Origin of the sequence: Nonomuraea helvata, from assembly GCF_039535785.1 — a bacterium.
In the GTDB taxonomy this organism is placed as follows: Bacteria; Actinomycetota; Actinomycetes; order Streptosporangiales; family Streptosporangiaceae; genus Nonomuraea; species Nonomuraea helvata.
Genome location: NZ_BAAAXV010000002.1, coordinates 190,779 through 208,888, shown reverse-complemented (window position 1 = coordinate 208,888; position 18,110 = coordinate 190,779). Strand labels below are relative to the sequence as shown.

Genomic DNA, 18,110 nt, shown 5'->3' with positions numbered 1-18,110 from the left:
GCGACCTCCCGGTTATGGGGGCTACTGGCCCATCAGCGCGTTCTTGGCGTCGTTGAGCTCCACGGAGAACACGGTGAGGTCGCCGCGAGCGTGGCGGATGGTGTATTCGAGCGCGATCCCGCTCTCGGTGCACGTGCTGCGCGCGGTGGCGAGCAGGGCCGCGGCCATGGGGACGCGCAGCAGCTCGGCGAGCCGGTAGTCGGCGTTGACCGCGCCGATCGTCTCCCGGCCGCTCGCGGGGGTCAGGCCGTACTTGGTGCGCAGCAGGTCGTACAGGGAGCCGGTGAGATCCTCGTCGAGGATGCCGGGGACCAGCTCGACGGGCAGGTGGGCGCTCTCCAGCATGCACGGCACGCCTTCGAGCAGGCGCAGCCGCTCGACGAAGACGACCTCCTGGCGCTCCCGCACGCCGAGCGCGACGGCGACGTCGGGCCCGGCGTGCTGGAGACCGGCTCTGAGCAGCTGCGTCGTGGGCTTGCGGCCCAGCCGCGCCATCGTCTCGGTGAACCCGACCGGCCGCGAGCCCAGCTCGGGGGCCACAGCCAGCGGCGCGGTGTAGGTCCCGCTCCCTTGCCGGGCCACCAGCAGGCCCTCCTGCACCAGGTCGCCGATCGCCCGGCGGGCCGTCGCCCTGCTCACCCCCGCGTAGGCCATGAGGTCCTTCTCGGCGGGGATCATCGTGTCGGGCTCGCAGTCGCGGATCGCCGCCCGCAGCCGCTCGCGCAGCTGGTAGTAGAGCGGCACCGCGGCGGACGGGTCGAGCGCGAGCCTGTGTTCCCAGTCGGTCATCCATCCCCGCCTAAGTTGTACGGACGACCGTATCTTTTCCGCTCGGCGGGAAAGTGTCAATAGTGGATCACTCCAGGGCCATGAGCGCCCAGGACTGCCCCGGAGCCAGGCCCGCCAGCTCGCGGCCGCACGCCTGGAGCGCCAGCGGGCTCGAGGTGATGTGCGCGGTGCCGGTGTGAACGTCCCTGAACAGCCGCTGGATCAGCCCGTCGCGCACGGCCGTCGTGCCGCCCGACGCGTAGACGAACCGGGCCACCTCGGCGACCGTCCACGTGACGTGGTTGAGAGAGAGCCGCACCATCGTGTCCTGGCGCACGTCGAGGTGGCGGCCCGCGTCCAGGGTGCGTTCCACGTCGTCCCACGTCTCGTGCACCAGAGCCTTCGCCGCGCGGAACGTCGCCTCGGCGCGGGCGAAGTCGGCGTGGAAGGCGTCGCTGCCGGCGATCTGGCCGGGCCGCCCGGTCCGCGCCACGACGTAGCCGGCCAGCTCGTCGAGCAGCCGGCGGCCGACGCCGAGCGCCCAGGCGGAGTGGCAGATCAGCGCCTGGTCGACCAGGCCGAGCCGGAAGATCGCGCCGCCGCGCAACGGCTCGTCCTGGTCGAAGACGTGCGTCTGCGACTCCGGTACGAAGGCGTCCTCGATGACATAGTCGATGCTGCCCGTCGCGCGCAGGCCCAGGACGTCCCAGTTGCCGAGCATCTTGACGTCCGCTACCGGGGTGATGAAGATCCGGACCTCGTCGGTGCCCTCGATGGCGCCCAGGCTGTGGGCGTACTGGGCGTGCAGCATGCCGGAGGCGAAGCTCCACTGCCCGCTCAGGCGGAAGCCGCCGTCCTCGCGTACGGCGGTGCCCGGCCGGGTGCCCTGGCCCGCGATGAGCGGCGTCCGCGCGCCCGCGAAGATCCGCTCGACGGCGTCGTCGTCCAGGTAGGCGCCGGCCGTGCCGTTCTCCAGGGTGGTGGCCATGACCACCCAGCCCGTCGAGGGGTCGGCGTACGAGAGCTCCTCGAAGACGGCGATGAGCTCCCGGGGGGAGAGCTCGGAGCCGCCGAGCGGCACGGGAACCCAGATGCCGAAGATTCCTGCCTCGTGCAGGGCGTCCACGACGGCAGCGGTGAGCCTGCCCTGCGCCTCGGCCGCGTCCGCCTCGCGCTCGATCAGCGGGCGCAGGCCGCGGGCCCGCTCCAACAGGGTCGTGCCGGCGGTGTGGAGTCGCAGCGTGTCGCTCATGTCCAGGTGCTCCTGTTCTGATCGTCGGCGCTCTAACTCCGTCAGATCACGTAAGTACCGCCTTGTCCAGAACCGATGACGGGACCGGAATATCCTTAATTGGTAGATGATAATCAAATTTGTTAGCATCGTGGCGTGCGACTGACGAAGTTCACGGATCTGTCGCTCCGCGCCGTCATGCGCCTGGCGGTCCTGGAGCAGGGTGCCACGCTCACCACCCGACAGGTGGCCGAGGCGATGTCCATCCCCTACACCCACACGGCCAAGGCCATTGCCCGGCTCCGGCAGCTCGGGGTGGTGGAGGCGCGCCGAGGCCACGGAGGGGGCCTGGAGCTGACCGCCCTGGGACGGGCGGCCTCGCTCGGCTGGCTGGTCCGTGAGCTGGAGGGCGAGGAGGAGATCGTGACGTGTGAGGGGGAGACCCCGTGCCCGCTGCGTGCGGCCTGCCGACTGCGCGGCGCGCTGCGCGCCGCGCAGTCGGCCTTCTACGCCTCGCTCGACCCGCTCACCGTGGCCGATCTGGTCGCCTCACCGACCGGCCCGGTCCTGCTCGGCCTCAAATGAGCAGCTGCGGCCATCCGGTTTCCCTTGCTCTTCAAATATGAAGATCATTTACTGATTAAGGAGGCTCATGCTCTCTCCAGAGTCGGCGGCGGTCGTCCGAGCCAGCTTGCCCGTGATCGGCGGCGCCATCGAGGACATCGCCGCACGTTTCTACGCCACGATGTTCGCCGAGCATCCCGAGCTCCAGAGGAACCTGTTCAACCGCGGCAACCAGGCCAACGGCGAACAACGCAGCGCGCTCGCCGGATCGATCGCCGCCTTCGCCGGCCTCCTGGTGGAACGCCCCGGCGAACGGCCGGAGGCCATGCTCTCCAGGATCGCCAACAAGCACGCCTCGCTCGGCGTCACCCCCGATCAGTACGAGATCGTCCGCAAGTACCTCTTCGCCGCCATCGTCGACGTACTCGGCGAGGCCGTCACTCCGGAGGTGGCCAGCGCCTGGGACGAGGTCTACCAGCTGATGGCGGACGCGCTCATCGCTCTGGAGACCGACCTCGGCGAACCGGGTGACCACTGGACCGTGGCCACGGTGCTGAGCCGGCGCGCCGAAAGCGCCGAGACGATCTCCGTCACCCTCAGGCCGCCGGTCATGCTGCCCTTCAGGCCCGGCCAGTACATCAGCGTCGCGGTCACGCTCCCCGACGGCGCCCGCCAGATCCGGCAGTACAGCCTCTCCCGTTCCCCCGAACGAGGCGACCTGCGGATCACCGTCAAGCGCGCAGGCGGGGGCGACGACCCGGAGGGCGAGGTGTCGAACTGGTTGCACGCCAATCTCCGGGAAGGCGACCAGCTGACGATCTCCAGGCCGTTCGGTGACCTGACCCTGTCCCCAGGTGACACGCCCTTGCTGCTGGCCTCGGCCGGCATCGGCGTCACGCCCATCCTGTCCATGGTCGACCACCTCGTGGCCACGCGGTCCACGCGTCAGGTCACCGTCGTCCACGCCGACCGCACCGCGGCCGACCACGCCCACCGCGAGGAGCTCACCCGGCTGGTCGACGCGCTGCCCCGCGGCGTCCTGCACCGTTGGTACGAGGAGTCGTGCGACTGCGACTGCCGGCCGGCTCCCCGTACCGGCCTCGTCGACCTGAGCGAGATCGACCTGCCCGCCCGGACGGTGGCCTACCTCTGCGGGCCGCTGCCGTTCATGCGCGGCCTCCGGTCCCAGCTGCTCCGGCGCGGCGTACCAGGCTCCGACATCCACTACGAGGTGTTCGGCCCCGACCTGTGGCTCGGTCGGGACTGACTTTTCCCGTCCTTTCACACTCCCAGGCCAAGGACATCGACGCCCTCATCGGCTGCGCGAGTTCCGGATCCGCAAGCGGCCGTAGGTGATCCGGTCGGTGACGTTCATATGCAGTGCGCTGGGGCGCGCCCGGCCCGCCGCGTCCACGTCACCCTGCCCCATCCGGTACGCACTCTGTCGGCGTTCGCGGCGGCGCCGGGCGGCAGGGCGATCATCGCGGAGCCGTGTTCGAGCCGCAGGTCGATCGGGATGCGGTCAGCGGCGAGTCAGTACAACGAGTTCGCCGCCGCCCACCACCAAGCGGTCATCCGATGCCACAGCCAGTGCACCGATCCCCGAGGGAAATATCAGCTCCCGGCCTACCTGCTCACGGGTGATCAGGTCCCAGACTTGGGCTACCGAAACGCCGGCGGTGATGGCGTGAGGGCGGCCGTCCACCGCCATCGTGGCCACTCCGTTCATGGAGTCGTAGCCTCTCATCGGCTTGCCCACGGGCCAAGTTCTCATTCCCCAGGGATGGCTCACTATGCAGATCATCAGCCATGATCAGTACCCTAGCCAGCTCCACCGAGGTAACACTCGTCGTCCTGCACGCCGAGCCGGGCGCCGTGGTGCGGGAGAAGGTCGTCGACGACGAGCTCGACCCCGTCGCCTCCACGCTCGCGCTCATCCCGGAACGGCCCCGCTCCGGGATGAGCGCTCTGTCGCGCCGGTCAGTCGGTGCCGGACTCCATCGCGGCGTGGTCGAGCAGCTCGTCGTCGTCCGGAACTTCGACGTCCTCACCGCGGGAGGCGATCGCCTCGGCCCCGCCCTCGGGCATCGCGCCGATCAGCCCCGTGGCAGCCGCCTGAGCAGCGCCGATCAACGTCGGGTGCCCGCTGCCGACCAGGCCGAGCCTGGCGTACTGCTCCAGCTTGGCACGGGAGTCGGCGATGTCGAGGTTGCGCATGGTCAGCTGGCCGATGCGGTCGAGCGGCCCGAACGCGGCGTCCTCGGTGCGCTCCATGGAGAGCTTGTCCGGGTGATAGCTGAAGGCCGGCCCGGACGTCTCCAGGATGGAGTAGTCCTCGCCGCGCCGCAGCCGCAGCGTCACCTCGCCGGTGACCGCCGCGCCGACCCAGCGCTGCAGCGACTCGCGCAGCATCAGCGCCTGCGGGTCCAGCCAGCGGCCCTCGTACATGAGCCTGCCGAGCTTGCGGCCCTCGTTGTGGTAGGAGGCGAGGGTGTCCTCGTTGTGGATGGCGTTGACCAGCCGCTCGTACGCCGCGTGCAGCAGCGCCATGCCCGGCGCCTCGTAGATGCCCCGGCTCTTGGCCTCGATGACGCGGTTCTCGATCTGGTCGGACATGCCCATGCCGTGCCGGCCGCCGATGGCGTTGGCCTCCAGCACCAGGTCGACGGCGGAGGGGAACTCCTTGCCGTTGATGGTGACCGGCCGCCCTTGCTCGAAGCCGATCGTGACGTCCTCGGCGTCGATCTCGACGGCGGGGTCCCAGAACCGCACGCCCATGATCGGATCGACGATCTCGATGCCCGCGTCGAGGTGCTCGAGCGCCTTGGCCTCGTGGGTCGCGCCCCAGATGTTCGCGTCGGTGGAGTAGGCCTTCTCCGTGCTGTCGCGGTAGGGCAGGCCGTGGGCGAGCAGCCACTCGGACATCTCCTTGCGGCCGCCGAGCTCGCTGACGAAGTCGGCGTCCAGCCACGGCTTGTAGATCCGCAGGGAGGGGTTGGCGAGCAGGCCGTAACGGTAGAACCGCTCGATGTCGTTGCCCTTGAAGGTGGAGCCGTCGCCCCAGATCTGCACCGCGTCGTCGAGCATCGCGCGCACCAGCAGGGTGCCCGTGACGGCCCGCCCGAGCGGGGTGGTGTTGAAGTAGGTGCGGCCGCCGGAGCGGATGTGGAACGCCCCGCAGGCCAGGGCCGCGAGCCCTTCCTCCACGAGGGCCGCCCGGCAGTCGACCAGCCGGGCGACCTCCGCGCCGTACGCCTTGGCGCGACCGGGCACCGAGCCGATGTCGGGCTCGTCGTACTGGCCGATGTCAGCGGTATAGGTGCACGGCACCGCACCCTTCTCGCGCATCCACGCGACCGCTACCGAGGTGTCGAGGCCGCCGGAGAAGGCGATCCCGACGCGTTCGCCGACAGGCAGGGAGGTGAGCATCTTGGACACGAGTAGAAGTATATACATACCAATGCATGGCCATGCAACGCTGGGGTGGCTTCTTCGCCGCGCGTCGCCCTGTCGTCTGATGCTCGGTCAGAAGGTCGGTCAGAGGTCCACCCGCATGACCACCCGCCGTACGGTGGGGTGGCTGACCTCCTCGAACCCGGCCTCCTCGAAGACCTGACGGGCTCCCACGTGCAGCTCGCCCCAGGTGATCTCCTTGCCCGGCTGCGTGATCATCGGGTACGCCTCGAGCGCCCGCGCTCCGTGCTCACGGGCGAAGCCGATCGTGGCCTGGGCGAGGGGATAGGTCAGGCCGCGGCCCCGATAGCGTTTGCGGATCACGAGGCAGGTCACCGCCCAGACACCGTCGTCGTCCTTGTCCTCGGAGCGGCCGGCCCACGGGACACGAGAGGTACGCAGCTTGGGATAGGCCGTCCGCGGCTCGACCGCGACCCAGCCGGCGGGCTCGTTCCCGACGTACGCCACCAGCCCGCTGGTGGCCACGGCGTCCGGATCGCCGCAGGCGGTCTGCGCCCGGAGCATCGCGGTCCGCTGCTCCTGCGTGGAATCGCGCCAGATCCAGCCGACCACCTTGAACCTCTGGCACTGGCACCGGCCCGCGTCGGTGCCGAAGATCGCGGCCAGGTCGTCCCAGGACGCCTCGTTGGCGGGGACGACGGTCACCTGCTCGGCCGCGATGGTGTCCGGAACGGTGTCCTCAGTCATGCCCGGCATGCTAGGCCCCGTTCCGGACGTTCCCCTTCCGTATTGCGGGGAGCTCGTGAGTTCCGCGGCGTCAGAACTTTACGGCTGCTCGGATCAGCCGATGCGGATCGGCAGCGTACGGGGACCGCGGACCTGGCTGGCGGCCCAGGTGACGGCCGAGGGGTCTTCGAGGGTGAAGTCCGGGACGCGTTCGAGCCAGACCTCGAGGGCGACGCGGAGCTCCATGCGGGCCAAATGGGAGCCGACGCAGCGATGGATGCCCAGGCCGAAGGCGGCGTGCCGGTTGACCTCGCGGTCGATGACCACCTCGCCCGCCCGGTCGAACTGGGCCGGGTCGCGGTTGGCCGCCGGGAACGGCAGCAGCACCCAGTCGTCGGCCTTCATGTCCACGCCGTTCCAGCGCACGTCCTCCCTGACCAGCCGCGCCATCGTGACCGGCGCGTAGGCCCGCAGGAACTCCTCCATCGCGGTCGGCAGCAGCCCGGGCTCGGCCACCAGGCGCTCGCGGTCGGCGGGCGTCTTGGCCAGGTGCCACAACGACGCCCCGATGGCGCTCCAGGTCGTGTCGATGCCGGCGATGAGCAGCAGGTTGATCGTGCCGATGACGTGGTTGGGATCGAGCTTCTGCCCGAACAGCTCGGCGTTGAGAAGGTAGGTCGTCAGGTCGTCGCGGGGGTTGTCGACGTGGTCGCGGATCTGCGCGATCAGGTAGTCCGTCAGCTGGGTGAGCCGCTCGATGCGCTCCTCCGGCGGCCGGTTGATGCTTTCGAGCGAGCTCTCGACGAACTCGCCGAACATCGGCGCGTCCTCCTGCGGGAAGCCGAGCATGTCGGCGATGACCCGCGTCGGGATGTGCTGGGCGTAGTCACGGGCGGCGTCGACGACGTCCCGCCCCTCGAACGCGTCGATGAGCTGGTGGCAGAACGCCCTGGTCGCCGGCTCCAGCCTGGCGACGGCGGTCTTGGTGAAGGCCGGCAGCAGCAGCTTGCGCGCGTCGTGGTGGAAGGGCGGGTCCGAGGAGATCGGTGGTACGGGGCCCACCGGAGCGAGGTCCTTGGGCGGCTTGAAGTTGCTCACGACGATCGCCCGGGAGGTGAAGCTCTCGGTGTCGTACGCGATCGCCGCCACGTCCTCGTAGCGGGTGGGCAGCCACACGCCCCCGAACCGCTCGGTGTGCGCTATCGGGCAGCGCTGCCGCAGGTCGTCCTGGATCGAGTACGGGTCGGCCGCCCACTGCGGATCGACGTGGGAGAAGTCGGTCGCCCAGTCGGAGACGGGATCCGTGACGATCTCGGTCCGGTGGCCGTTGAGGAACCGTTCCCTGCGCGTCTCTTCGAGGTCTTCACCGAAGCGGTCGTCCACGGTCATCGCGCGGCCCCCTCGATGTCGATCGCCCGCTCGGGGCAGTTGGACGCGGCCAGGCGCGCATGAGGCTCCTCGCCCGGCGAGACGGAGCCGTCGCCGATGACCGTCCCGTAGCCTTCGTCGTCCTCGCCGAACACGTCGGGGGCGAGGTCGTAGCAGCGGCCGTGTCCCTGACAACGGCCGGAGTCGATCAGTACTCTCATTGCCTCGTTCCTGTCTGGGTCTCGCCTGACTCTGTGGTCATCTCCGTTCCATTAGACGCCGATTCGGGGCCTGTGGTGCGGCTTATGGCGATATCAAAAAACCGTTCATTTGATATGTCAAGGCTTGGGGCCGCGGGGCGGGTGTTGTTGTCTGACGGCTTTGAAGACGACAGTCCGTCGCGGCAACTGGAAGTGGACATGGAAGCGCGCCATCGAAGTTGGCAGTAGCGGCATGTACGGCAGGAGGTTCGAACCGGGATGGCGGCGGTCTGGCCACGGCGGCTGGCGTTGGTGGTGCCACCGGCGTCCGGTGAGTCGTTCGCGTCGTGGGTCGATCGGATGGCCCTGCGGAACGGACCCTCACCGATCCTGTGCTGGACGCGATCGAGGCCTGTGGCACCGAACTGCTGTCGCGGTATGAGCCGCTTTTGAACGTGTTCAGCCAGCGCGCTAGGCTTGTCCCATTCGCCTTGGGGGGAAGCCGGATGAAGATCGTGATACCCGGGGGAACCGGGCAGGTAGGCACCATCCTCCGTCGCGCGCTGGCCGCCGCGGGCCATGACGTTGTGATCCTGACCAGGCGGCCGGTGCGCGATCGCGACGTCCACTGGGATGCCGAGACGCTTGGCCCCTGGGCGAAGGAGATCGACGGTAGCGACGTCGTGATCAACCTGGCCGGACGCAGTGTCAACTGTCGCTACACGCCGGACAATCTGCGGGCCATGATGGATTCGCGGGTGCATTCCGCCCGGGTGGTGGGTGAGGCGGTCGCGGCCGCCGTACGGCCTCCCCGGGTCTGGTTGCAGATGAGCACCGCCACCGTCTACGCCCACCGCTTCGACGCCCCCAACGACGAGGTGACCGGCGTGCTGGGCGGCACCGAACCGGGCGTGCCGGGCTACTGGGCCTACAGCGTTGAGATCGCGAAAGCGTGGGAGCGGGCGCAGGAGCAAACCGAAACCCCGCACACGCGCAAGGTCAGCATGCGCGCTGCCATGGTGATGAGCCCCGACCGCGGCGGCGTCTTCGACGTCTTGCTGCGGCTCGTGCACCTCGGACTTGGCGGCCCGGTCGCCGGCGGTGGGCAATACGTGTCCTGGATTTATGACCGCGACTTCGTCCGCGCCGTCGAGTTCCTGACCGACCGGGATGACCTCGCCGGGCCGGTGAACCTCGCCGCTCCTGTCCCTGTACCGCAACGTACGTTCATGCGCGTGCTGCGCGCCGCGTTGGGTGTTCCGGTGGGCCTGCCCGCAACGAAGTGGATGGCCGAGCTCGGCGCGTTCGCGCTGCGCTCGGATACCGAACTCCTGTTGAAAAGTCGCCGCGTCGTCCCCGGCCGCCTGCTCGAAGCGGGCTTCGCGTTCGACTTTCCGCAGTGGCCGGAGGCCGCCGACGACCTCGTGCGACGCCTGCGCGGCGGGCCTGGATCCACTATGTGAGCCGGGTGTAGCTCGTTCTGAGGGAGTCTCAAGAATTAGCGAGCAGGCTCAGGATCCGGTTCCAGGCGTGGTCTCGGGCCTTCTGGTCGAAGGCCGGCGTGCCGGGCCAGAAGAACGCGTGACCGACGTCGGGGTAAACGACCAGTTCGTGCTCAACGCCGGCCTGCTCCAGTGCGCCGCGGATCTGGCCGCGCTGGCCCGCGTCGATCAGTGTGTCGTCCTCGCCGACCAGGTAGATCAGTCGGCCGCTGATCCCAGGGGTCAGGTCGAGAGTGGGGGTGGGCCGGCTCATCGGGATATCGGTGGTGGGCAGCCAGCCGCCGTACAGCACGGCGGTGTGGCTGATCGGCAGTCGGCAGGCTGCCAGGTAGGCCAGGTGGCCCCCGGCGCTGAAGCCGATCATCGCGGTTCGCTGAATGTCTGGCTGCGCGCCCAGCCAGCTCAGGCAGGCCTCCACATCGGCCAGGGCGTCCTGTCGGCGCAACTGATGCAGGAGGGCAAATCCTTCTCGGCGCCCAGCGTCGGTGCGTTCGAGCCAGCGGCCGGGTTCGGCGTGCCGGTGATAGAACTCCGGCACGAGGGTCAGGTACCCGGCCTGCGCCAAGGCATCGGCCACGCCCCGGATGTCGGGGTTCACCGCGAAGAGCTCGTGCGCCACGATCACCGCGACCGGGGCGGCGCGGCCGGCCGGGCGGGCCAGGTAGGCGGGCAAGGAGGTGCCGTCGGCCACGGGGATGGTGATGGTTTCCGGGATGATCGTCATGGGTCCAGCATGGGCGAGGCCGAAACTGGTAACCAGAGCAGCCTGTTACTGGTACTGGCATGACTAGGCTGCGCTTTATGCCAGCAATCGGTGATCTGCAGGCCCTGGGGCAGTTGCTCCGGTCCCGGCGCGAGCGCCTGCGTCCCAGCGATGTCGGTCTGCCTGCCGGAAGCCGCCGGCGCACGGCGGGACTGCGCCGCGAGGAGGTCGCGCTGCTGGCCAACATGTCCGTTACGTACTACACGTTCCTCGAGCAGGGCCGACCTGTGCGGCCCTCGGCTCAGGTGCTGGACGCCCTGGCCGACGCGCTGCGGATGTCCGGCGCAGAACGACAGTACCTGCGGGTGCTGGCTCGCGGCGGTGAGGATGGGCTCGGTGCTGCGGCCGCCGCGGCACCGGCGGAGTGGATCGATCCCGAAGCGGTCGCCCTGGTACAGCGGCTCCAGCCGTTCCCGACGATCGTCAAGGGACGCCGCTGGGACGTGCTGGCTTCCAACCCCGCCGCGCGTGAACTGTTCGCCGACTGGGACGCACCGGCTGCGGGCGAGCGCAACCTCGTGCGCTGGATGTTCACCGCGCCGCACGCCCGAACGGTGTATCTCGAATGGGAACCGGAGGCCCGGGCCATGCTCGGCCGGTTCCGGCTGGCGGCGGCCAGGCACCCAGACGATCCTGGCTTCGCGGCCCTGATCGAGGAGTTGAAGGCGGACAGCGAGGAGATCCGGCAGTGGTGGCCGCGGCATGACGTCGCGGCGGTGGGCAACGGATCGAAGAAGCTCCGCCATCCAAGACTCGGGCCACTCAACTACAGCCACGTCGTGCTGCAACTCGCAGACAACCCCGATCAGACCCTCGTCACTTACTCGGCGGCAGGCGCGGTCGACTGAGGGAAAGCGGACGTGGCACATGGCCGTCCCTGGCAACGCCGCCCATCTGGCCACCCCCCACCATGAATTCCCAGCTCAGCCGCTCCCCCAGAACGAGCTACACCCATGTGAGCCTTGGGCCCCTCCAGCGACTTGATGGCCGCCGGCCGCCCGCTCCCAGATTGGCCATCTATCGTTCACAGCCTCACCGGGAGATGCCTGCGGTCTGTCCTCGGCGGCTGGCGCTGGTGATGGCACCGGCGTTCGGCGAGTCGTTCGCGTCATGGGTGGATCGGATGGCACTGCGGAACGGATGTCCGCTGTGGGCGATGGTCGAGGCGTTGGGGCTGGATGTACACGCGGCGAGTGACGTCCGATCGCTGGCGAACGGCGTCGTCACGAAACCGGAGACGCGCAGAGCTGTCGAGGCCGCCACAGGCGTGAGCTCCGAGACAGTGCGTGGGATGCATCTGGAGGTGTTCGACGGCTCGGTCTTGGATCTGGCAGGTGTCCGCGTGGGCGACGAGGAGTCAGTGCGCCGGGCCGAGGGCCGTGAGTGGGTGCAGTTCTTCGGCAGCCGGGTATGCCCCGCGTGCCTGGCGGCTTCGGGCGGCGTGCGGCCGGTCTGGTGGAAGCTGGGCTGGGCTGCGGTTTGTCCCGCGCATCGGACGCTGCTGGTGGATCTCTGCCCGCGCTGCCCCGAACTGCTCTCCTACCAGCCCGGCCCGCTGCTCAGCGCCGCCGCGATACTCATCATCGACGAGCTCAGCTTCACCGGCACCCTGCTGGACGCGCTGCGCTCCTTCATGGACCAGCGCCGCTACGACCCCTGGGCCGGCACCCTCTGGCACCGCGGTCACCAACCGGATCCTTGACCACCTCAAGATCAGATACGTCGACCCGGCACTGCTCAAACCGCTCGCCCTCTGTGAACCCGGCGCGCCTCATCACCTGCACCTGGCCGAAACCGTCGACGACCTAGACCTGCCCGAGGCAGCGCTGCTCTGCTCTTGGCCGGTGAAGGACTACGCCCCTGGGAGAGGGTTACATCGCCTCAGGGCCGGCCCGCCGGGAGAAGCGCAGGGCAGACAGGGCATCAAATCTATCGGTAGTTTCTGATCATGTCCGATGCCGACTTCACCCCCCTCCGCGTCACCTACCGGACGCCCGAGCTCGGCCGCACTCAGATCCGGGACTGGGCAGAAGCGAACGGCTACCCGGTCAGTGAGCGTGGCCGGATAGCTCCAGAAATCACCGATGCCTTCTTCGCCGCCCATCCCGAAATCCTCGAGCAGGCGAGCACGTTTGAGATGGTCCACGCCACCGCGAGAACTCCCGGCGCGTCGCCAGAAGATTACAGGTGGGAAAAAGGCTGCGGGCTCGGCGACATCTACACCATCGTCTTCGTTCGCGGACTGGACGAGCATGAGGTGCTTCGCCGGATCGGGGCCGCAGACGAGGACATCCGGGTCATCACGGACGAGGACTACTCCCAGCCGGAAGGGCCGGAGATCATCACCGTGAGGCGAATCGAGGACTGGACGATCGCCATCGAGGACTGCGGCTGGCGAGCCTCACACATGGAGGCCCTCTGCCCTCTATCCCACGACGGCGGAGAAGCCGTGGCGGTGATGCGCCATGACTACGCCGCCCGGCACCGCCTCGCCTACGCCGTAGACGGTGAATACCTCACCGACATCAACCCCACCTTCCCCATCGAGAGGCGTGGCGCGGATCCTGACCGGCTCAATCGACACCTTCGTGAGCTCGGGATTGATCCAGCCGCCGACGACCGCATCGACAACCCCATCCCGGCGGCCCTGGCAATCGCCAGCCGGATCACCGGCGTCGTGATCACCCCACAGCACCTGCGCCGCCCTGCCCTTGGCGCCGCCATACCGGGGGCCTACTGATCACCTTGACCACCCTTCGTGATCTCGGCACCATGCCAACATGAGCGCCGGCCTGATCATCGCAATGTCTCTCCGCCAGTGGGGGCTCATCGACGCATCCATGGACAATGACGCCAGCGTCGAGACAGTAGATGGCGATCGCCGACAGGCCGATCTTGCGCGCAGCATCCGCAGGGCCGGTTGGGATCAGATCGCTCATTGGACGCCCGGTGTTCCGGGCTCCGGTTCGTGGCCGCCACCGGACGAGGTCGTGAAACCCGAACTCACAATCGCCCCATGGCTGCTCGCGATCGACGTTCTCGAGCGCTGGGCTGCATCCGGTGACCGTGTGGGACATCACGACAGAGCCGCTCAGAAACGCGAGCTCCGAGAGCTGATCATCTCTCGGCTTCAGGCGCACGGCGTTCAGATTCACTGATGCCGCAACATGCTCGCCAACGGGTGGAAACAAGGCGATGAAGCAAGTGCCGTTCCCAGAGAAGGTGGTATTCGTTGATTGGCACGGTGTGCTTTCCCGCGATCCCTTCTGGGCGTCCATCCGAGACAACGCCCGGCATCCGCTTCACTCACAACTCGTGGAGAGCCTTGCGCCGGTCTTCACCGGCGAGGGGGTCCACGCCTGGATGAAGGGCGAGTTGTCCTCCGCTCAGGTCATCGCAGGCCTGGGCATCAAGCTGGACCGCCGGTTCCGCGACGACTTCCTCCAGCGCCGGCTCCTGACCGACTGCGCCCGGATGAGGGTCAACGTTCCGCTGTTCAAGCTGCTCCGCGAGGTCAAGACGAGTGCCTCGATCGTCGTGGCCACCGACAACATGGACTGCTTCGCCGACACTTTCAGGCGGGTACGCAAGACCCGGCGTCCGGCAGGCCACCGTTCGGCAGCAACGCTGGCCCAGTGGGCCTTCGTCTGCGACGACATGATCTGTTCCAGCGACGTCGCAGCATTCAAGAGCGAAGATCCCGTCACATTCTTCTGGCCTTGGCTGAGCCGACGCGGCATGACCTTCCACGACGCGCTGCTGATTGATGACCGAGAGGACAACTGCGCCGCCTTCCGACAGCAGGGAGGAACCGCACTGCACTGGCGAATGGGCGCCGACGACATCGCCGAGGCCGCAACCGCGCTGCGCCGATGGCTCGACGCGCCTGCCGAGTCCGAACTCCTCCACACTTGATCTTCGGCTGGGAACTGCCAACTTCGATGACGCGAATGCCGGTATTTCGACACCAGTCGAAATGACAGTGCCCAGGTCAGCCGCAGGCCCCGCTGTCATCTTCAGCGACGCCAGACAGGTGTCCCGGACGGATGGAGGAGGGCATGGGGGTCTGGCCTCGGCGGCTGGCGTTGGTGGTGGCACGGGCGCACGGCGAGTCGTTCTGGTCGTGGGTCGATCGGATGGCCCTGTGGAACGGATGCCCGCCGTGGACGATGGCCGAGGCAATAGGGCTGGATGTAGGGAGCGTCAAGCGATGTCCGTTCACTGGCGTACGGCGTCGTTACGACGCCGGAGACGTGCAGGGCGATCGAGGCTGTCGAAGACCTGGACCTGCCCGAGGCTGCGCTGCTCCTGGCCGACGAAGGACTACGGCCCTGGGAAGCTGCTACAGCATTTCGCGGCCGCCATGCCGCGAGAAGCCCCCGGCCTGGACGAGCAGACGTGTGACGTCGAACGTGTCGGTAGTTTTACGGCCTTCTATAGTCCCGATCATGGATTCTCTGTCAGACCACTACGTCAGAGACGTCGCATCCGCGATGGCCGCGGTGCTTGGTTCGCGCCTGGTGGGCGTCTATCTTCATGGCTCCGCAGTGCTCGGTGGCTTCGACGCGCGACGCAGCGACATCGACGTCCTTGTCGTCTGTGCGCATCCCATGACGACAGATGAACAGGCAGCCGCTGCAGGACGGCTAAGCAACGATCGCCTGCCTTGCCCTGCTCGCGGGCTGGAACTGAGCGTCGTTACCCTCCCGGTCACCCTTCGCCCCAAGACACAGCCGCCATTCGAGCTCCATGTCACCACAGCGCCCGACGACACCAAGGTCGTCGACGGTCACGGGCACGGGGGAGACCCCGACTTGGTGTTGCACTTTGCCGTATGCCACCAGGCTGGTCGCCTGGTCGGACCCGGCCGAGCCCCGGCCGAGGTATTCGCTCCAGTCGCCCATGATCTGGTCATGGCCCAATTGGTGGCCGAGTTGCGCTGGGCTGCCGAACACGCACCCGGTGAATACGCAGTGCTCAATGCATGTCGTGCCTGGCGGTTCGCAACGGATGGCACACTCGTGTCCAAAATCGACGGTGGCCAGTGGGCGCTCCACCGCGTGTCGATGACGGGCCATGAGTTGGTCCAGTCGGCCCTTGAGCGCCAGCGATGCCTACCCGCTACCGAGTTCGACTCACGCGAGGTCAAGCGATTCGTTCACTGGATTCTCTCTAGGATCGTGGAAACATCGGCATGACGCCGCCTCCGGCTCCGCCGACGTGGAATTCCATGATTATGCGCCCGGCGGGATGAGATGAATGATCCGGTTCAGCGATCTCTCGGAGCAGGGCAGTTGAAGGACTACCCCAACCAACTACCGAACAATATTTGGGCCGCACTGTCATCTTGAATGTCGCTCGGACGGCCTGATGAGGCGCTGATCTAAATGACAGCGTCCAGGTCGGCCACAAGCCCCGCTGTCATCTTCAACGACGCGAGGCATGGAGATAGTTGTCACCTGCCAGCGATACTTGTCATCAAGATCAGGTTGGCGGTGGCGTCGGGAGGAGGATCGGTGACGACGGACCTGGCGGCGATGAGTGAACGCGAATACTTCGCTTTCGTGGCCAAGCGGTTGGGCATGTTCGTGGCGGGGGCGAGACTCGCTGGGGTGGAAGGGTTTCTGGACGGCTATGATCAGCACGCGCTGCGGCATGGAGGTCCTGGCCTGCATGGCTGGCGGGAGTGGCTGGTAGCTCGGCGAGGCCAGGACTGCAACCACGGCTGGCATGGCCAAGTGCGTCATATCGCTCTCCCTGATGGGTGGGAGCGGTGGGATCTGTCCCGCGAAGAGGAAGCCAAGGTTATCGAGGTCCTCTTCACGCTGCTGGATGAATTCCTCGCTGCCCGGGAGGCGTCGGACGCCCGTGGTGCCTAGACCATGGGAATGTCAGCTCATGATCGTATTCTTGGCGGCATGACCACCGCGCGGACCGTATCGTTCGATCTCCACGACGTTTACCGGCAGGCCTACCTCGTCGACGGATACGACGAGCTCCCGGTCATGGAGAACCGTCCTGAGCATTCCGCGGGAATGATCCGGGTGGCAGTGGCGGACGGCAAAGCTCTCCTGATCACGGGCCTATACAGCGGTCCGGTCGCTTCTCGGTGACCATGTCTGATGACGACCCGGGATGATCGAGGCCTGTCCGCGGGCCGCGGCCTCGCCGATCGCCGCTTGCATCAACTGCTGGAAGACGCCCGCACTCGCCCATATCCGGAACCGGTCATAGGCCGTGGACCACGAGCCGTACTCCGCGGGCAGGCCCCGCCACGGACTGCCCGAGCGAAAGCGCCACATCACCGCGTTGAACTGCTGCCGCAGATCCGGGATCGGGCCTCACTCACCCAGCGGCAGATGAGGCTCGATCAACGCCCATTCCTCGTCCGTGAGGTCGCCACGCGCCATGCCCATGGCTTATCAGGGCCGGACCGCACCGCGCAGACGAATCCACAACCCCTCGTGATCCGAACCCCGAACAGGCCCTGGTTGGCCCGTCTGGGAACGATAGGTGGCCCCGCGTTTCCGCCAGGCGGGTCTGACTGAGCGCCTGAGTCGGCGGATGTGCGCTTGAGTTAGCGAGTTCCGCGCATACGAGGAGCGAGGAGAGGCTGCTTCCGTCCGGCTCGATCTGCTGTCTTCGCCGGCGAGAGGGATGTCAGGCCGTTTGCATGCTTGATCCAGATCTGCCGTTTGTCTGTGCCGTCGAGACTGCTGGGCCAAAATGGCCCGCATGCCTACCACGCCCGAAGATCACGTTGAGGCCGCAAACCCCTCCGCACTCAACACCTATGACATGATCGCCGAGGGGTACGCGGCCGAGAACGCGACGAGCCTCGCAAACGCGTACTACGAGCGGCCCGCGATGCTGGAGCTCGCCGGGAATGTGGCCGGCCGGCGCATCCTCGACGCCGGCTGCGGCTCGGGTCCCCTGTTCGCCGAGCTGCGCGATCGAGGTGCCATCGTGACCGGCGTCGATGCGAGCGCCGGGATGCTGGAGCAGGCCCGACGCCGGCTGGGCGCCGACGCGGATCTGCAGGTCGCCGACCTGGCCGGCCCACTGCCCTTCCCCGATGAGGCGTTCGACGACGTCATCGCGTCCCTGGTGCTGCACTACCTGGAAGACTGGGGACCGACCCTGGCCGAGCTGCGACGCGTGCTGAAGCCTGGTGGCAGACTCCTCGTCTCGGTCGACCATCCTTTCAGCGTCGCTCTCTTTCAGCACATGGCCGGGGAGAAGCCCAAGTACTTCGAGACCCGCAGCCGGACCGACGAATGGACCATGGGCGGGCAGACCGTCCAGATGCGCTTCTGGGACCGGCCCCTGCACGCGATGACCGAAGCCTTCACCGCGGCGGGCTTTCGCATCAGCGTCATCAGCGAACCGCCGTTTGCGCCGGAAGCCCGCGAACTGTTCCCCGAGGAACTCCGCGAGATCGAGCCCACCCGTACGAGGTTCCTGTGCTTCTTGTTCTTCGTTCTCGAAGCCGCGCTCCTGGTTCCCAGAGGGCAAGCGGTTTGAGCAGTGTGACTGAGCGCTTCAGTTCGGGAATCGCCCGCTGAAAACGCGCA

The 18,110-nt window shown here is 67.7% G+C and carries 21 protein-coding genes; 12 read left to right on the top strand and 9 right to left on the bottom strand.

Features of this window, described 5'->3' with window-relative positions:
- Positions 1-21: 21 nt before the first annotated feature.
- Together ABD830_RS16850 and ABD830_RS16845 are read right to left on the bottom strand one after the other, a co-directional pair.
- Complete coding sequence (locus tag ABD830_RS16850) at positions 22-789, bottom strand: GntR family transcriptional regulator (protein ID WP_344988086.1); 768 nt, start codon at positions 787-789, stop codon at positions 22-24.
- Positions 790-856: 67 nt separating this feature from the next.
- Entirely contained in the window at positions 857-2,020 is a 1,164-nt protein-coding gene (locus ABD830_RS16845; RefSeq protein WP_344988084.1) for an acyl-CoA dehydrogenase family protein, read from the bottom strand.
- A 135-nt stretch (positions 2,021-2,155) separates the two neighbouring features.
- On the opposite strand from ABD830_RS16845, the gene ABD830_RS16840 reads away from it, so the two are divergent.
- Positions 2,156-2,584, top strand: a complete 429-nt coding sequence (locus ABD830_RS16840; RefSeq protein ID WP_344988082.1) for an RrF2 family transcriptional regulator — start codon at positions 2,156-2,158, stop codon at positions 2,582-2,584.
- Positions 2,585-2,651: 67 nt separating this feature from the next.
- Positions 2,652-3,830 carry a globin domain-containing protein gene (locus ABD830_RS16835; RefSeq protein ID WP_344988080.1) on the top strand — a complete coding sequence of 393 codons (1,179 nt, stop codon included), beginning with the start codon at positions 2,652-2,654 and terminating at the stop codon, positions 3,828-3,830.
- Positions 3,831-4,085: 255 nt separating this feature from the next.
- On the opposite strand, the gene ABD830_RS16830 is transcribed toward ABD830_RS16835, so the two are convergent.
- The 5 genes from ABD830_RS16830 to ABD830_RS16810 form a co-directional block, all read right to left on the bottom strand.
- Positions 4,086-4,322: a hypothetical protein gene (locus ABD830_RS16830; protein ID WP_344988078.1), complete on the bottom strand. Its 237-nt coding sequence runs from the start codon at positions 4,320-4,322 to the stop codon at positions 4,086-4,088.
- A 221-nt stretch (positions 4,323-4,543) separates the two neighbouring features.
- Positions 4,544-6,001, bottom strand: a complete 1,458-nt coding sequence (gene argG / locus ABD830_RS16825) for an argininosuccinate synthase (protein WP_344988076.1) — start codon at positions 5,999-6,001, stop codon at positions 4,544-4,546.
- A 99-nt stretch (positions 6,002-6,100) separates the two neighbouring features.
- The gene (locus tag ABD830_RS16820; protein WP_344988074.1) at positions 6,101-6,724 is read right to left on the bottom strand and encodes a GNAT family N-acetyltransferase; all 624 of its coding nucleotides are present in this window, start codon (positions 6,722-6,724) and stop codon (positions 6,101-6,103) included.
- Between the two features lie 93 nt (positions 6,725-6,817).
- Complete coding sequence (locus ABD830_RS16815) at positions 6,818-8,092, bottom strand: cytochrome P450 (RefSeq protein WP_344988072.1); 1,275 nt, start codon at positions 8,090-8,092, stop codon at positions 6,818-6,820.
- Positions 8,089-8,292, bottom strand: coding sequence for a ferredoxin (locus ABD830_RS16810; RefSeq protein WP_344988070.1), 204 nt, complete (start codon positions 8,290-8,292; stop codon positions 8,089-8,091). The genes ABD830_RS16815 and ABD830_RS16810 overlap by 4 nt, the downstream gene beginning before the upstream one ends.
- A gap of 371 nt (positions 8,293-8,663) precedes the next feature.
- Here ABD830_RS16810 and ABD830_RS16805 point away from each other — a divergent pair, with 371 nt between their 5' ends.
- Positions 8,664-9,734, top strand: a complete 1,071-nt coding sequence (locus ABD830_RS16805; protein WP_344988068.1) for an epimerase — start codon at positions 8,664-8,666, stop codon at positions 9,732-9,734.
- 28 nt (positions 9,735-9,762) lie between these two features.
- On the opposite strand, the gene ABD830_RS16800 is transcribed toward ABD830_RS16805, so the two are convergent.
- Positions 9,763-10,497, bottom strand: coding sequence for a dienelactone hydrolase family protein (locus ABD830_RS16800; RefSeq protein WP_344988066.1), 735 nt, complete (start codon positions 10,495-10,497; stop codon positions 9,763-9,765).
- Positions 10,498-10,556: 59 nt separating this feature from the next.
- Between ABD830_RS16800 and ABD830_RS16795 the strand changes: the two genes are divergently transcribed.
- The 8 genes from ABD830_RS16795 to ABD830_RS16760 all read left to right on the top strand — a co-directional run bounded on the left by ABD830_RS16795 (position 10,557) and on the right by ABD830_RS16760 (position 16,649).
- Positions 10,557-11,384, top strand: a complete 828-nt coding sequence (locus ABD830_RS16795; protein WP_344988064.1) for a helix-turn-helix transcriptional regulator — start codon at positions 10,557-10,559, stop codon at positions 11,382-11,384.
- Between the two features lie 62 nt (positions 11,385-11,446).
- The gene (locus tag ABD830_RS16790; protein ID WP_344988062.1) at positions 11,447-12,238 is read left to right on the top strand and encodes a TniQ family protein; all 792 of its coding nucleotides are present in this window, start codon (positions 11,447-11,449) and stop codon (positions 12,236-12,238) included.
- Positions 12,239-12,484: 246 nt separating this feature from the next.
- A complete protein-coding gene (locus ABD830_RS16785) occupies positions 12,485-13,276 on the top strand; it encodes a DUF6461 domain-containing protein (RefSeq protein WP_344988060.1) in 792 nt (263 codons plus the stop codon).
- A 40-nt stretch (positions 13,277-13,316) separates the two neighbouring features.
- The gene (locus tag ABD830_RS16780) at positions 13,317-13,694 is read left to right on the top strand and encodes a hypothetical protein (RefSeq protein WP_344988058.1); all 378 of its coding nucleotides are present in this window, start codon (positions 13,317-13,319) and stop codon (positions 13,692-13,694) included.
- 37 nt (positions 13,695-13,731) lie between these two features.
- Positions 13,732-14,451 carry a hypothetical protein gene (locus ABD830_RS16775; RefSeq protein WP_344988056.1) on the top strand — a complete coding sequence of 240 codons (720 nt, stop codon included), beginning with the start codon at positions 13,732-13,734 and terminating at the stop codon, positions 14,449-14,451.
- A gap of 533 nt (positions 14,452-14,984) precedes the next feature.
- On the top strand, positions 14,985-15,734 hold the full coding sequence (locus ABD830_RS16770) for an aminoglycoside adenylyltransferase domain-containing protein (RefSeq protein WP_344988055.1): 750 nt from the start codon (positions 14,985-14,987) through the stop codon (positions 15,732-15,734).
- Between the two features lie 318 nt (positions 15,735-16,052).
- Positions 16,053-16,415 (top strand): hypothetical protein, encoded by a 363-nt coding sequence (locus tag ABD830_RS16765; RefSeq protein ID WP_344988054.1) that lies wholly within the window; start codon positions 16,053-16,055, stop codon positions 16,413-16,415.
- Positions 16,416-16,454: 39 nt separating this feature from the next.
- Positions 16,455-16,649 carry a hypothetical protein gene (locus ABD830_RS16760; protein ID WP_344988053.1) on the top strand — a complete coding sequence of 65 codons (195 nt, stop codon included), beginning with the start codon at positions 16,455-16,457 and terminating at the stop codon, positions 16,647-16,649.
- Here the strand turns inward: ABD830_RS16760 and ABD830_RS54255 are convergent.
- Complete coding sequence (locus ABD830_RS54255; RefSeq protein WP_425567104.1) at positions 16,620-16,862, bottom strand: transposase; 243 nt, start codon at positions 16,860-16,862, stop codon at positions 16,620-16,622. The genes ABD830_RS16760 and ABD830_RS54255 overlap by 30 nt on opposite strands.
- Positions 16,863-17,262: 400 nt before the next feature.
- Between ABD830_RS54255 and ABD830_RS16755 the strand changes: the two genes are divergently transcribed.
- Positions 17,263-18,060 carry a class I SAM-dependent methyltransferase gene (locus ABD830_RS16755; protein ID WP_344988051.1) on the top strand — a complete coding sequence of 266 codons (798 nt, stop codon included), beginning with the start codon at positions 17,263-17,265 and terminating at the stop codon, positions 18,058-18,060.
- The last annotated feature ends 50 nt before the right edge of the window (positions 18,061-18,110 follow it).